At 61.2% G+C, this 13722-nt stretch carries 13 protein-coding genes; 3 read left to right on the top strand and 10 right to left on the bottom strand.

Annotated elements, in window-relative coordinates; translation table 11 throughout:
* Window positions 1–8: 8 nt before the first annotated feature.
* The gene (locus V7S54_RS15435) at window positions 9–2273 is read left to right on the top strand and encodes a glycoside hydrolase family 2 protein (RefSeq protein ID WP_065374001.1); all 2265 of its coding nucleotides are present in this window, start codon (window positions 9–11) and stop codon (window positions 2271–2273) included.
* Window positions 2270–3337, top strand: a complete 1068-nt coding sequence (locus V7S54_RS15430) for an ABC transporter ATP-binding protein (RefSeq protein ID WP_065373786.1) — start codon at window positions 2270–2272, stop codon at window positions 3335–3337. Before V7S54_RS15435 ends, V7S54_RS15430 begins: the two co-directional genes overlap by 4 nt.
* A gap of 160 nt (window positions 3338–3497) precedes the next feature.
* Here V7S54_RS15430 and V7S54_RS15425 read toward each other — a convergent pair whose 3' ends face one another.
* Together V7S54_RS15425 and V7S54_RS15420 are read right to left on the bottom strand one after the other, a co-directional pair.
* Complete coding sequence (locus tag V7S54_RS15425) at window positions 3498–4361, bottom strand: alpha/beta fold hydrolase (protein WP_065373787.1); 864 nt, start codon at window positions 4359–4361, stop codon at window positions 3498–3500.
* 152 nt (window positions 4362–4513) lie between these two features.
* Window positions 4514–4696: an SDR family NAD(P)-dependent oxidoreductase gene (locus tag V7S54_RS15420; protein ID WP_065373788.1), complete on the bottom strand. Its 183-nt coding sequence runs from the start codon at window positions 4694–4696 to the stop codon at window positions 4514–4516.
* A 349-nt stretch (window positions 4697–5045) separates the two neighbouring features.
* Between V7S54_RS15420 and V7S54_RS15415 the strand changes: the two genes are divergently transcribed.
* Complete coding sequence (locus tag V7S54_RS15415) at window positions 5046–5315, top strand: hypothetical protein (protein ID WP_141679354.1); 270 nt, start codon at window positions 5046–5048, stop codon at window positions 5313–5315.
* Between the two features lie 332 nt (window positions 5316–5647).
* On the opposite strand, the gene V7S54_RS15410 is transcribed toward V7S54_RS15415, so the two are convergent.
* From V7S54_RS15410 to V7S54_RS15375, 8 genes are all read right to left on the bottom strand, one after another.
* Window positions 5648–5998 carry a DUF488 domain-containing protein gene (locus tag V7S54_RS15410; RefSeq protein WP_065373789.1) on the bottom strand — a complete coding sequence of 117 codons (351 nt, stop codon included), beginning with the start codon at window positions 5996–5998 and terminating at the stop codon, window positions 5648–5650.
* A gap of 95 nt (window positions 5999–6093) precedes the next feature.
* Window positions 6094–6831, bottom strand: a complete 738-nt coding sequence (gene queE, locus V7S54_RS15405) for a 7-carboxy-7-deazaguanine synthase QueE (RefSeq protein WP_065373790.1) — start codon at window positions 6829–6831, stop codon at window positions 6094–6096.
* Window positions 6828–7184, bottom strand: coding sequence for a 6-carboxytetrahydropterin synthase QueD (queD, locus tag V7S54_RS15400; protein ID WP_065373791.1), 357 nt, complete (start codon window positions 7182–7184; stop codon window positions 6828–6830). The genes queE and queD overlap by 4 nt, the downstream gene beginning before the upstream one ends.
* Window positions 7184–7894: a 7-cyano-7-deazaguanine synthase QueC gene (gene queC, locus V7S54_RS15395; protein ID WP_065373792.1), complete on the bottom strand. Its 711-nt coding sequence runs from the start codon at window positions 7892–7894 to the stop codon at window positions 7184–7186. The genes queD and queC overlap by 1 nt, the downstream gene beginning before the upstream one ends.
* Window positions 7895–8317: 423 nt before the next feature.
* Window positions 8318–9025, bottom strand: coding sequence for a hypothetical protein (locus tag V7S54_RS15390; RefSeq protein WP_065373793.1), 708 nt, complete (start codon window positions 9023–9025; stop codon window positions 8318–8320).
* 400 nt (window positions 9026–9425) lie between these two features.
* Window positions 9426–9782: an SPW repeat protein gene (locus V7S54_RS15385; RefSeq protein ID WP_065373794.1), complete on the bottom strand. Its 357-nt coding sequence runs from the start codon at window positions 9780–9782 to the stop codon at window positions 9426–9428.
* A 309-nt stretch (window positions 9783–10091) separates the two neighbouring features.
* Window positions 10092–11834 carry a gamma-glutamyltransferase gene (ggt, locus tag V7S54_RS15380; RefSeq protein WP_065373795.1) on the bottom strand — a complete coding sequence of 581 codons (1743 nt, stop codon included), beginning with the start codon at window positions 11832–11834 and terminating at the stop codon, window positions 10092–10094.
* A 259-nt stretch (window positions 11835–12093) separates the two neighbouring features.
* Entirely contained in the window at window positions 12094–13707 is a 1614-nt protein-coding gene (locus V7S54_RS15375) for a GMC family oxidoreductase (RefSeq protein WP_065373796.1), read from the bottom strand.
* Window positions 13708–13722: the final 15 nt, after the last annotated feature.

Here is a 13722-nt window from a genome sequence, read left to right as displayed (position 1 = left end):
GAATGATGATGCGTTCTGTTACCTCTTTCAACGATTCCTGGGTCTTCTCCGAAGGCTTCGCCGCCGCTGATGCCGGCCGCCTGCAGGCGGGCAGGCGCGTGAGCCTGCCGCACAACGCGGTGGAACTGCCGTTCAACTATTTCGACGAGACGTCCTATCAGCGCGCCTTCACCTATCAGAAGGTGCTCGCCTGGCGTCGGGAGTTTCACGGCCGCGAGGTCTCGCTCGTCTTCGACGCCGCCATGGCCGATGCCGTCGTCTACCTCAATGGCGAGGAGATCATCGCCCACAAGGACGGCTACACGCCGTTTGAGGCGCGGCTCACGGACAAGCTCCGCGAGGGTGACAACCTGATCACCGTCAAGATCGACGGCAGCGAAAACCCGGAGATCCCACCCTTCGGCGGCCGCATCGATTATCTGACCTATGCCGGCATCTATCGCGACGTCTGGCTGAAGGTCACCGACGCGGTTTCGATCGCCAACATCAAGATCGAGACCCGCAACACGCTCAGCGACACCAAGTCCGTTGCGATCCGCTGCGACCTCGCTAACCCACAAGGCCTCGCCTTCGCCGGCACGGTGACCGCACTACTGAAGGACGCCAATGGCAAGGTGCTCGCCGAAGCTTCGGGCGAAAGCCGTGGCCAGAGCGTGAGCTTGGAGATGACCGGCCTTACCGGGCTTTCACTCTGGGATATCGACAATCCGGCTCTCTATGAGATCGAAGCGCAGCTGCGCAGCGATCGCGGCAGCGACCGGCTCTCGTCGCGCTTCGGCTTCCGCACGGCGGAATTCACCACGGAAGGTTTCAAGCTCAACGGCCGGCCGCTGAAGATCCGTGGTCTCAACCGCCACCAGGCCTTCCCCTATGTCGGCTATGCCATGGGCCGGACGGCCCAGGAGCGCGACGCCGAGATCCTGAAGAACACGCTACATTGCAACCTTGTCCGCACCTCGCACTATCCGCAGTCCAAATGGTTTCTCGACCATTGCGACCGCATCGGCCTGCTCGTCTTCGAGGAAATCCCCGGCTGGCAGCATATCGGCGGCGAAGCCTGGAAACAGGAGGCGATAGAGAATGTGCGCCGCATGATCGAGCGCGACTGGAACCACCCGTCGATCATCATCTGGGGCGTGCGCATCAACGAGTCGCAGGATTCCCACGATTTCTATGTCGAAACCAACCGGCTCGCGCGCGAACTGGACCCGACGCGGCAAACCGGCGGCGTGCGCTACATTACCGACAGCGAGTTCCTCGAAGACGTCTACACCATGAACGACTTCATCCTCGGCAACGAGGAACTGCCGGGGGCAAACCGCCCGCGCACGGCGCTGCGCCCACAGCAGGAATGCACCGGCCTCAATCGCAAGGTGCCCTACCTCATCACCGAATTCGGCGGCCACATGTACCCGACGAAGATCTACGACCAGGAACAGCGGCAGGCAGAGCATGTGCGCCGGCACCTGGAGGTGCTGAACGCCGCGCATGGTGACCCCAGCATCTCCGGCGCCATCGGCTGGTGCATGTTCGACTACAACACCCACAAGGATTTCGGCTCCGGCGACCGGATCTGCTATCACGGCGTCATGGACATGTTCCGCCAGCCGAAGTTTGCAGCCTATGTCTACGCCAGCCAATGCGAGCCGTCGGCGGACGTGGTGATGAAGCCGGTCACTTTCTGGGCGCGCGGCGAGCGCAATATCGGCGGCGTGCTGCCTTTGATCGTGCTCACCAATTGCGACGAGGTCGAGCTGAAATACGGATCGCTGGTGAAGCGCGTCGGTCCGGACCGCGAAAATTTCCCGCATCTGCCGCATCCGCCTGTGGTCATCGACCACCGCCACTTCACCAAGGATGAACTCGGCGTCTGGGGCATGAAATGGGAAGACGCCGCCTTCACCGGCTTCATCGACGGCAAGGCCGTCGCCAGCCTCCGCATGGTCGCTGACCCGGTGCCGACGACGCTCGAGGTCGCGGCAGACAACGCGACGCTGCGGGCCGAGGGACGTGACAGCGTCCGCGTTATCGTGCGCGCGCTCGACCAGGCCGGCAACGTCCTGCCGTTCCTCAACGATGCGGTCGACGTCACCGTCACCGGCCCTGCCCGACTGCTTGGGCCGGAGCGCCTGGTCTTCCAAGGTGGTTCGACCGGCTTCTGGCTGGAGACGACGGGTGCTGCCGGCGGCATCGCCGTCGCGGTAACCTCGACACGACTTGGATCCGTAAGACTGGAACTTTCGGCAGTGGCAAGCGAGGCAGCGGCTGCATGAGCGAACTCCAACTCAGCGACGTCAGAAAATCCTACGGCAACTTCGAGGTCATCAAGGGGGTCGACCTCGACATCAAAACCGGCGAGTTCGTCGTCTTCGTCGGCCCATCCGGTTGCGGCAAGTCGACCCTACTCAGGATGATCGCCGGTCTCGAGGAGATCACGTCCGGCGATCTGACGATCGACGGCGAGCGGATGAACGATGTCGATCCCTCGAAGCGCGGCATTGCCATGGTCTTCCAGTCCTATGCGCTCTATCCGCATATGACGGTTCGGGAAAACATGGGCTTTGCCCTGCGCTTTGCCGGCGTGCCGAAGGCCGAGATCGAACAACGGGTCGGCGAGGCCGCGAACATTCTCGAACTCGGTCCGCTGCTCGACCGCAAGCCGAAGCAGCTTTCCGGCGGCCAGCGGCAGCGCGTGGCGATCGGCCGGGCAATCGTGCGGCATCCGAAGATCTTCCTCTTCGACGAACCGCTGTCCAACCTCGATGCCGAACTGCGCGTGCACATGCGCATCGAGATCGCCAGGCTGCACAAGAAGCTTGCGACGACGATCATCTACGTCACCCACGATCAGGTCGAGGCGATGACGCTTGCCGACAAGATCGTCGTCATGCGCGGCGGCGTGGTCGAGCAGGTCGGCTCGCCTCTCGACCTTTACGACGATCCCGCCAACCTCTTCGTCGCCGGCTTCATCGGCTCACCGAAAATGAACTTCTTGAAGGGGATCGTCGACGCTGGCGGAACGCAGGTACGTCTGCCCGACTTCGGCAGCGCGACTATTCCAGTGGCCATCAAGGAGGCTACGCCGGGGAGCCCCGTGACCATCGGCATCCGGCCCGAACATTTCGGCGACAGCGGCTCGGCAAGCCTCGATCTGACGATCGACATGCTGGAGCACCTCGGCGGCGAGACCTTCGCCTATGCCCGCCATGGCGACGGCGAATTGATCATCATCGAGACCAAGAATGGTCGCGGCCTGAAGTCCGGCGATAGCATCGCCGCCCGCTTCGATCCGGCCGCCGTTTTGGTGTTCGACGCCGACGGAAGGCGTCTGCGGTAGGACAATTCCAGGAAAAGTGCGAAACGGTTTACCGTCCGGATTTGCGTAATTTCAAAGACTTAGATCACTTCAGTGTTTCGATGAAACAATGAATGATCTGGGTAGCCCGCGCGTGTTGTTGCGCCGGCGCCATCCCTCTGGAAATGGCGCCGGTCGAATCCTACTGGAACATGCCCTTCGGCGTCTCGCCCTTCAGGAAGGGCTCGATGAAGGCGTAGAGCAGGTCCGTCTGGTTGATGACTGCGGTGTGCGACGTCGCCGGCAGGATGGCGAGGCGCGAATCCGCCAGAGGCTTGCCCATGTCGCCCATCGCTCCGCCGCCAAGCAGACGCAAGAGCGCGACATTGTGTTCGAGCGTCGCCACGTCCGCATCGCCGGCAATGATCAGGACCGGTGCCTTCAGCGCCTTGACGTCAGCCTCCCAGGCCATGGGCTCCTTTTCGAGCTGGATGAGCTTCTTCGCGAGCTCAGGAAAGCCGTCAGGGTTGGCGGCAAGCTTGCGATAGTCTTCGGCAAACGGAAGGCCGACGATCATCTCGACGGTCATCTGCGGGATGACCGCCTTGAATTCCGGCTGCCAGCCGTCAGCGTCATAGGCGACGGATGCGGCGGCAAGCTTGTTCACCTTTTCCGGGTGGCGGATCGCCAGTTGCAGACCGGCGGCCGCACCCATGGAATAACCGAACACATCGGCCTTCTTGAGATCAATCGCATCCATGAAGGCGGCAACGTCATCCGCGAGGTTCGGATAGGTGATCGGCCGGTCGATATCGGTGGTGCGGCCATGACCCTGCAGCTCGACCGCATAGACCTTGTGGGTCTCTGCAAGCTTCGGGATGATCGCGCCCATCGACGGAATGTTCATGTAGGCGCCGTGCAGCACGACCAGCGGTTCGCCCTCGCCCGAGACCTCGTAATACATCTTCATGCCGTTGACATCGACGCGATTGCCCACCGGCTCGGCGTCGGCAAATGTGGTGCCGGAAATCAGCAGAGCGCCAGCAATGAAAGCGGTGCGGAACATGCATATTCTCCTTGTTGTCAGCGCGCTCCAAATGCGCCGTCGAGCTTAAGACGCGCGGCACTTTCCCATCCCGACGTCGACAATCAAGAAAATTTCGGCCTGCATCGCGGCACGCCGAAAGGGTCTCGCGCGGCAGTCGCCTCTACAGGGGTTCAGCTCGGCGGGTTGAGTTTCGGCCGCAGGCCCCACGCCTCGACCGTCGCCTGTGAACGGGAGAGGAGGACGACGGATGCTCCGGCCTGTGCAAAGGCGCGGGCGGTGGCCGCGCCGATGCCCTTGCTGGCCCCTGCGACCAAGGCGACCTTGCCGGCAAATCCGAGATCGTTTGTGTCCATCAATCCGCCTCCATCTGACACTGTCGCACCGTTTCTGGCGCCTCACGGCGACGGCTGATTCGTGCAAGCGCGTATGCCTCCCATACGTGGACAAGTGGCTGCCTGGGTTCGCGCCGCGGCTGCCGGATGGCACCGAGACCTCGGATTACCATCCGCCGCCTCCTGACGCACAGCGCCGGCCTGAGCTACGTTTCATGGAGCATGGGTGGGGGACCTTATCACCCGCATACTACCCCTTATTGATAGATTGCGTCCGAACATCATATATGCCTAATTGATAAATTGGTCTGGCACACAGGCCGTGCCTCTCCAAAGATGCGGCGTTTTTGCACGCTCAATGGAGGAATAGATGAAAACTCTTCTTACGGTTGCGATGGCGCTGGCGCTTGCCCTCGCAGGGTCCACTCCTGTGCTTGCGGGGCCCAATGGCTCTACGTCAACGACGACAACTGGACAGGGAAATGGCGGAAATACAAACACCAACGCCAACCCTGACAACAATGGCCAGACGACAACCACCACCACAACGACGGGACCAGATGGTCAGATTAACAAGGGAAACACCACCTGCAACAATTGCGATACGACAACCACGACTGACAAGCCGGGGAAGAATTAGTGACCCAACAGGAACGGGGGCGGGGAAACCCGTCCCCGGCCCTGTCTCGTAGTGCAGCTTTGCGGGGCGTGTTCCTTGGATAGTTAGTCGTCGGAGATCTGCTTTTTGTTTCGCCCGCGCACCATGGGTTTTTCGGCTTCCTTGGCTTCGATCAGCGCGACGATATCGCTGATTTCCCGTGCGCGAAGCCAATGCGCCGCCGCCAGATCGAACAGACCTTGTCAGACGTCTTCGGCTTGCCTTTTCAGGACGATTGGCGCGGCATCATTGCCCGCTTTGACGGATCATCCGAGGTGTCCGTCGTAACGGCTTGGAGTGAGGCACTACCCCGTCTACAGGTGCTTCAGCATATAGTCTTTGAGCAGCAAGGCGTGATTACGCGCTTCGTCTTTTACGCTGTAGAGCAGGCACACGGGGCCTTCGTCGATGCGCTGCCGCAACAGATCGACGACGGCCCGGTTGTCGTTGAGCTCATTAATGTAGCGCTTGCTGAACTCGTCCCAGGTGCCTTGATCCCCGTGAAACCACCGGCGCAGTTCCGTCGTCGGTGCGATCTCCTTCAGCCACAAGTCGACCGCCGCTTCCGCCTTGGTCATTCCGCGCGGCCACAGTCGATCGACGAGGATGCGCATTCCGTCGTCCTCCGCCTTCGGCTCATAGACACGTTTGGTCTTCAGCTGCATGAACGCCCCTCACCCGGTCTCATTGCTTGGACCATAGCCGCCCGCCGCTATCCGACCAAGCCCGGAGGATTTGCAGGACACCAAGGGTGCGACCGCTATACCCCGCGCCTGTTGCCCCAGAGCAGAACATGCAGCTGCGGCAAGACGCGGGCCTCGAACCAGCGATCTTCCGTCACCTTGCCGACCAGCCAGAGCATGCGGTCAATGATGCCGTCGATATCGACGGTGGCATCGTCGTCATCAGGGGGCGGCGGCGTGTGGTTGCCGGGCTGCAGGTAGAGCGGCAGATGCGGGTAACGGGCGGCCGCATCGCGGGCATAGGCATAGTCGCGTTCGTCGAAAACGACGATCTTCAGCGCCACCTCAGGTCTGCCCTCAGCCATGCGAAGACAGTCATCGAAGGCGTTCCAGTCGCTCTTCATGCCGCTCGACGGCGGCTTCGGGCTCAGCACCAGCACGTCGAGATCGGCAAACCAGTCCTTGGCGATACTGCCCTGCGTTTCCAAAGCAAACCGGTAGCCCTCCTCTCGACCGCGGGCGATCAGGGGACCGAGCGGCTGGATCGCCGGATTGCCACCAGAAAGCGACACCGTCAGCGGCTTGCCACCGGATAACCGGGTGACTTCGCTCCAGATCTCCTCAACCGTCATCGGCAGCCATTGGTCGCGGTATTCGCTGTCGACCGCATGCAGCGTATCGCACCAGCTGCAGCGATAATCGCAGCCGCCCGTGCGCACGAATACGGTCGGCAGGCCGATCAGGATGCCCTCGCCCTGGATCGTCGGGCCGAAGATTTCGCTGACCCGGATGCGTGTTTCGCTGGGCCCGGTCATGGCCGGTATTCCGCCCAGGTCTTCGGCGTCTCGCTGACGCGCACCGCCGAGGTCTCCGGCAGCCGCGTCTTGCACCAGTCGTAGAAGTGCTTCGCCAGACATTCGGCCGTCACCCGGTCGTGGCCGAGGACATCGTTCAAATGGCGATGATCGAAGCTTTCATCGATATAGCGCTTCAGCGGCGCCAGTTCGTGATAATCGCGCACGAAGCCGTGTTCGTTGAGTTCCGCACCGGCAAGCTCGACTTCAACGATGTAGTTGTGGCCATGCAGCCGGGCGCATTGATGCTCTGCCGGCAGGCTCATCAGCTGGTGCGAGGCGGAGAAATGGAATTCCTTGGTGATCCGGAACATCACTTCACCTCCTCGGCTGAAAAAGCCGACGTCGCCGCCACCCAGAAATCCGGATCCTCATAGTCGGTCGGATCCGCGACGCCGGCGAGATGGAACGCCTCGCGTCGCTCGACGCAGGTGCCGCAGCGGCCGCAATGGCGTGCGCCACCCTTGTAGCAGGACCAGGTCATTTCGAAGGGTGTCGCATGGCTTGCGCCGTCGGTGACGATATCCGCCTTCGATACGGTCACATAGGGCGCGTAGAGCGCAACATTGGCATAGCCGTCGAGCGCCTGGTTCTGCATCGCCTGGAAGGCCTCGATGAAACCGGGGCGACAATCGGGATAAATGAAATGGTCGCCGCCATGCACGGCGACCGCCACCGCATCTGCCTTCTGCGCGGCAGCGAGCCCGAAGGCAATCGCGAGCATGATGGCGTTGCGGTTCGGAACCACCGTCGCCTTCATGGTTTCCTCGGCGTAGTGGCCGTCGGGCACGTCGACATCGTCCGTCAGCGCCGATCCGGTGAGGTGGGCGCCGATGGTGCGAATGTCGATGATCTGATGCGGAACGCCGAGCCGTCTCGCACAGGCGGCGGCAAAGTCCAGTTCCTTGCGGTGTCGTTGTCCGTAGTCAAAGGAGAGCAGGCCAATAAGCTCCTGCTCGGCTGCAACCTTGTGGGCAAGCGATACCGAGTCCAATCCGCCGGAGCAGATGACAATCGTCTTCATGATAGTTGTCCTTGTTTTGACCGGGTAGGCTGCGACCGGATTACGGGACGCCTTCTAGGACAAAGCAGGGGCGATGGGAAGCTAAATGTTGGGAGTGCGGGAAGACACGAAGTTTGTCCCACAGCCAGAGAGGCGACCCACACGGGGCTTCTTCCGTCTCGTGGGTCGGGACCTACCAACAGTCAGATGTACAAAGCCTGCCAGCCAGAACCCCACGTCACGATTTCGCGCTCCTCGTCAGACCGAAGCCTATCGCCTCTCCTCGTGACGCCCTCTCGCTTCATTCTTCGCAGCGACGTCCGGCGCTGGAGGCATTTCGGGATTAGTAAGCTGGGGACATGAGGCATCAAAGGGCAACGATGCAGCCACTGGAAATCTGGCCACCCTTTGTGATCCTGTACGATCAGCCCGGCCGACGCGCGCCTAATCCGATTGTTCTCCCTGCGATTCTCGGAGTTCTTCGCGACCAAATGCGTCGTACTTCCGCGCCAAGAAGAATGCTCCCGCGTAAAAGGCGATACACACAGACGGCAGAGCGACGTAGATAAGGAAGTTGTCTTCGTGCCAAACAGGAAGGCTCTTTATCACGTTATAGGTAGTATGTATGACTGCTGCAGTAACTATGGATAGTGATAAGCGTTTTAGGTTTGTTGCGTCCCGGTAGTTGATCGCTGAGATAGTGATGTGGAAAAGGATCACCTCCGACCAAGAAATTGCCAAATAAGGATATCCTTCCCCACAAGTGAGGGGACTGACCAGCATTTGACAATGTTGCAGTCCGTCAGGACCGTGGAAGGTACTGTAGAGCCTTACCAATAGCTCCAACCAACCAAAAGTCGCCCCTAGCACAACCCTTTCGATTGGGCGGTTCTCCCAGCGAAGTACACAGGCATACAATGCGAGGCCCCGGGCAATTTCTTCCGAAAGAGCCAAAACCGAATAGGTGAGAAATAGGCTCGGCTCGCCATAGGGAGATGGTGCAAGCAACAAAATGAACCCGAAAAACAGGGCCGAGATAAATGCTAGCACGCCTCCAGAAAACGCTTGGATAAACTTAGGAATGTAAGTTAGCGGCACGGAGACCACCGCACATAAAACGCATGCATAAATGACAATGGCTACGTTGGGCATGCTCACTAATTCCGCCTACAAATAACGCGGTGCGGATCTATGCCGCACGGCAAGCACCAGGAGGCTTACGAACGAAAGTCCGAAAGCCAGCAGTATCGCCAACTGGAGAACGAGAAGCTGGGCGATCAGCCGCTGTTTGAGAGATCGGGGCCACAGTTTCCTCAACGGCGGCACCATAGGGCTGGATTGAAAGCGCGGTGCATCGTCGGGCCTCGCTCGGACGCGTTCGGAGGGAGCTAACTTTCTGAAATTACGCAAATCTGAAAGAAGATCGTTCTACACGATTTCAGGATTTGCTCTCAATCCGGGTGAAGCTGCAAACTCGAGATTGCACCGACATTACGCCGGCTGTTCGCGGCCCGGAGCTGCGGCGCCGGGCCGCGACCTTCACTGCTCGTCATCATGCATGCGCATGCGGGTGCTGCCGTTCGTCCCAGACTGACCAGATCGCGAGCGCAGTCACCAGTGCCCCGAGGACGACATGCGTCCACATGGGACTGGCGCTGGTCGAGAAGCCGAGCAGCCAGGGGGAAGCGATCAGCCAGAGCCCGACGACGAGGCTTGCCCATTCCTCCCATTCCGCAAACATGGCAAGTGTTGCGATCGCCAGAGCGCCGAGCACGACGGCGGCGGCCCAAGCGTTCCAAGCCGGAACGCTCTCGACAACGAAGCCCATGATCCACGGGGAGATGAACAGGCAGACGGCGAGAACCAGATTGATCCAGTCCTGCGCTTTCTTTCCTTCCATCAGTGCCATGACAACCTCCACGAATGAAGTTTGACCAAAGCGTACGACCGCGTGCGGCGCACGCTCTGGAAATCATAATAAATTCAATCGAAAACGCTTTCAAATCTTTTTCGCGCGAGCACCCGGTGATCGCACGTACGAAAGCGCGCAGCGAACCGGCGATCCGCTGCTTTCAAAGGGTGTCAAAGCACCGACTGGCCACCTGCTATCTCGGGCTCTAGATCATTTCATTGCTTCATCGAAACACGGAAGTGATCTAAGTCTTTGAAATTACGCAATTCCGGACGGAAAACCGTTTCGCACTTTTCCTGGAATTGCTTAGTAACCGCGCGCAGCACCTGCGCCGATGCGGCTGTCGACGGCGCCATTGTAGCGGGCGCCGCCGCCGGCCCCGATGTCGGAGAGGCTCTCGCCGCCGACGAGGATGCCGGTCGCCTGCCCCCAGATCGTCCAGCTTTCGTCGATCTGAACGTTATGGCCCATCGCCGACAGCAGCTTGCGGGTGTCGGGCGAGAGCGCATAGGGCTCCATGAACACCTTGTCCGGCAGCCACTGGTGATGGATGCGCGGCGCATCGACGGCTTCCTGGATGTTCATGCCGTGATCGATGACATTGAGGATCGCCTCGAGCGTAATCGTAATGATGCGCGCGCCACCGGGACTGCCGATCACCATGAACGGCTTGCCGTCCTTGGAGATGATCGTTGGGCTCATCGACGACAGCGGCGTCTTGCCGGGCGCGATCGCATTGGCCTCGCCTTGGATCAGCCCATAGAGATTGGGAACGCCCGGCTTCGAGGTGAAATCGTCCATCTCGTTGTTGAGCAGGATACCGGTTCCAGGCGCCACCACGCCGGCCCCGAAGGAGCCGTTTAGCGTATAGGTGACGGCGACCGCATTGCCCTCGTCGTCGATGATCGAATAGTGGGTCGTCTCCTTGCTTTCGCCGAAGCCCTTGGGGATCAGCGTCGCGGAGACGCCGGCGCGGAACGGATCGATCTTGGCGCGGATTTCCTTCGCATAGGCCTTGTCGGTGAGCTTGGCGACCGGGTTTTCGACGAAATCAGGATCGCCGAGCGACGTGTTGCGGTCGACATAGGCATGGCGCATCGCCTCGATCATCGCGTGAACCGTGTCCGCGGCGCCATAGCCCATGTAGGAAAGCGGATAGCCCTCGAGAACGTTGAGGATTTCACAGATGATCACGCCACCGGAAGACGGCGGCGGCGAGGAGACGATGTCATAGCCGCGATAGTTGCACTTGACCGGCTCCAGTTCGCGCACCGCATAGCGCTCGAAGTCCGCCTTGGCGAGCACGCCGCCCTTCTCCGAGCTCGCCTTGACGATCTGATCGGCGATCGCGCCCTTGTAGAAGGCGTCCGGGCCTTTTTCGGCAATGCTCGAAAGCGATGCGGCAAGGTCCGTCTGGACGAGTTTTTCGCCGGCCGCAAAGGTCTTGCCGTCGGGCTTCAGGAAGATCGCGGCCGCGGCCGGATCTTTCGCCAGCCTTTCGGCCCTGCCCTCGAAGGTACTGACATCGCCCTCCTCCAGCACGAAGCCATCCTTGGCTAGCGCGATCGCCGGCGCGATCAGTTCGGCAAGCGGTTTCGTGCCATAGCGGCTCCGCGCGACCTCGAAACCCATGACGGGCCCCGGCACGCCGACGGCGAGATAACCGTCGGTGCTCAACCCTTTGATGACATCTCCCTTCCCGTCGAGATACATGGTCTTGGTTGCCGCCTGCGGCGCCCGCTCGCGGAAATCGAGGAAGGTCGTCCTGCCGTCCTTGAAGCGGATGGTCATGAACCCGCCACCGCCGATATTGCCGGCAGTCGGATAGGTGACGGCGAGCGCATAGCCGACGGCAACCGCCGCATCCACCGCGTTGCCGCCGCTCTTCAGGACCGCGACACCTACATCCGAGGCCAGGTGCTGGGCAGTCACCACCATGCCATGCTCGGCCTTGACCGGTTCCGGCGAGGCGGCTCGGCCCTCCGGCGGAGCCAGGCTCAGCGCAAGAAACAAGGTGACGGGCAGGCTCTTCAAGCGAAAACTCAGCATGCGTCTCTCCCTCGCAGGCGTTGCTCGCAGTGCCTTGCCGGCGGCCGCGACGCGGACGCCCGCCACCGCGTTCAACGCGGCGGCAACAATCTTTCGGTCAGGCAAGCACTGATTGTGGGCAGCTATGAAGTCAGCGGAGTATAGCCACGCGCGGTCGGCGATGGCAATTCACACCTGATCGATGGCAGCGTTTGAACGCGAGGGGCTGTCTTGGGGCGGGCTCCCCCCGCAGGCAACGGGGGGAACCATACGGCTCTCGTCAGGCGGCATCCGCCAGGATGAGAGCCGCGCCCTTTTCCGCAACCATCATCGTCGGAGCGTTGATGTTGCCAGCCGTAATGTTCGGGAAGATGGAGGCGTCGACGACGCGCAGACCCGGAACGCGATGGACCCGCAGGCTGCTGTCGACGACGGAGCTCGCCTGGTCCGGCCCCATCGCGCAGGTACCGCAGAGATGGTAGATCGAGCCTGAGTTTTCGCGAAAATAATCCATCAGCGCGTCGTCGCTCTGAACGCGCGGCGCGGGCGAGATTTCTTCCGCGGTCAGTGAGGAGAGCGCGGTGGCCGACGCGATCCGCCGCACCAGCCGGCTTCCCTGCAGCACTTCGTCGATGTCGCGGTCGGTCGTCAGGTAGTTCGGCCGGATCAGGGGCTTTTGCGCGGGGTCGCCGGATGCGATCTGGATGCTGCCGCGGCTGGTCGGCCGGCAGGAGTTGAAGCAGATCAGGTAGCCCGGATAGGGCTCCGGTTTCAGCCCGGCCTTCGGATCATTCGGGATCCGATAAGACAGGGGATTGAAGTAAAGCTGGATGTTCGGCCGCTCTTCGTCAGGTTTGCCGCGGAAGAAGCCACCGGCCTGATTGACGCTCATCGAGAACGGACCCTTGCCGGTGAGCAGATATTGCAGGCCGAGCCGCATCTGGCCGAACAGGCTGCCGAACTCGTCGTTGAGCGTCGGGATGGTGGCACGATAGTAGAAGCTGGCGCAGAGGTGATCCTGCAGGTTCTGGCCAACCGCCGGCAAATGCCGCTGTGTCTTAACCCCGAGCGAAGACAGCGTCTTGCCGTCGCCGATGCCCGAGACCTGCAGCAGCTGCGGGCTGCCGACGGCCCCGGCGGCAAGGATGACTTCGCGGCCGGCGGTAAAGCGCCGGCGTGTACCGTTCTGGATGACATCGACGCCGGTCACGCGCCCGTCATCCGCAAAGACCAGCCGCTCGGCCTGTGCGTAGCGCTCGATCGTCAGGTTGGGCCGTTTGAGCGCCGGGCGCAAATACTCGGCGCTCGAATGCGAGCGGCGGCCGTTGTTGGTGTTGACGTCGTAGACGCCGGCGCCTTCGAGCGAGGCTCCGTTGAAATCCTCGTTCAGCGGCAGTTGCAGCGATCCGCAGCTCTCGAGAAAGGCGTCGGTGATTGGATGCGTCATGCCGCGCATCGGCGTGATGTGGATCGGGCCTTCGCCGCCATGCCATTCGGACGATCCACGCGCATGGGTTTCGAGCCGGCGGAAATAGGGCAGCACATCGTCATAGCCCCAGCCCACATTGCCGGCGTTTTTCCAGTCGTCGAAATCGTCGCGCGCGCCGCGCACATAGATCATCGCATTGATCGATCCGGAGCCGCCCTGGACCTTGCCGCGCGGCACGTAGATGCTGCGATCCTGAAGCTCAGCCTCTGGCTCGCTCGAATACATCCAGTTGACCTCAGGGTTATAGTAGCTGCGGGCGTAGCCGACCGGAATCTTGAACCAGAAGGAATTGTCGTTGCCGCCGGCCTCGATCAGAAGCACCTTGTGCCGCCCGTTTTCGCTGAGCCTGCTCGCAAGGATGCAACCCGCCGACCCGGCGCCGACGATGATGTAGTCGTAGATCATCTCGTGTCCCTGATA

The organism is Ensifer sp. CCNWLY38 (genome assembly GCF_037120565.1).
GTDB classification, from domain to species: Bacteria; Pseudomonadota; Alphaproteobacteria; order Rhizobiales; family Rhizobiaceae; genus Ensifer; species Ensifer adhaerens_H.
The sequence above is the reverse complement of the archived record's forward strand: the minus strand, read 5'-3'. Positions and strand labels throughout refer to the sequence as shown.

What these genes read in the sequence shown, in the direction of transcription:
- V7S54_RS15435 (WP_065374001.1), top strand. Translation starts at nt 9, where the DNA reads ATGCGTTCTGTTACCTCTTTCAACGATTCCTGGGTCTTCTCCGAAGGC.
- V7S54_RS15430 (WP_065373786.1), top strand. Translation starts at nt 2,270, where the DNA reads ATGAGCGAACTCCAACTCAGCGACGTCAGAAAATCCTACGGCAACTTC.
- V7S54_RS15425 (WP_065373787.1), bottom strand. Translation starts at nt 4,361, where the DNA reads ATGTTCCGCACCGCTTTCATTGCTGGCGCTCTGCTGATTTCCGGCACC.
- V7S54_RS15420 (WP_065373788.1), bottom strand. Translation starts at nt 4,696, where the DNA reads ATGGACACAAACGATCTCGGATTTGCCGGCAAGGTCGCCTTGGTCGCA.
- V7S54_RS15415 (WP_141679354.1), top strand. Translation starts at nt 5,046, where the DNA reads ATGAAAACTCTTCTTACGGTTGCGATGGCGCTGGCGCTTGCCCTCGCA.
- V7S54_RS15410 (WP_065373789.1), bottom strand. Translation starts at nt 5,998, where the DNA reads ATGCAGCTGAAGACCAAACGTGTCTATGAGCCGAAGGCGGAGGACGAC.
- queE (WP_065373790.1), bottom strand. Translation starts at nt 6,831, where the DNA reads ATGACCGGGCCCAGCGAAACACGCATCCGGGTCAGCGAAATCTTCGGC.
- queD (WP_065373791.1), bottom strand. Translation starts at nt 7,184, where the DNA reads ATGTTCCGGATCACCAAGGAATTCCATTTCTCCGCCTCGCACCAGCTG.
- queC (WP_065373792.1), bottom strand. Translation starts at nt 7,894, where the DNA reads ATGAAGACGATTGTCATCTGCTCCGGCGGATTGGACTCGGTATCGCTT.
- V7S54_RS15390 (WP_065373793.1), bottom strand. Translation starts at nt 9,025, where the DNA reads ATGCCCAACGTAGCCATTGTCATTTATGCATGCGTTTTATGTGCGGTG.
- V7S54_RS15385 (WP_065373794.1), bottom strand. Translation starts at nt 9,782, where the DNA reads ATGGCACTGATGGAAGGAAAGAAAGCGCAGGACTGGATCAATCTGGTT.
- ggt (WP_065373795.1), bottom strand. Translation starts at nt 11,834, where the DNA reads ATGCTGAGTTTTCGCTTGAAGAGCCTGCCCGTCACCTTGTTTCTTGCG.
- V7S54_RS15375 (WP_065373796.1), bottom strand. Translation starts at nt 13,707, where the DNA reads ATGATCTACGACTACATCATCGTCGGCGCCGGGTCGGCGGGTTGCATC.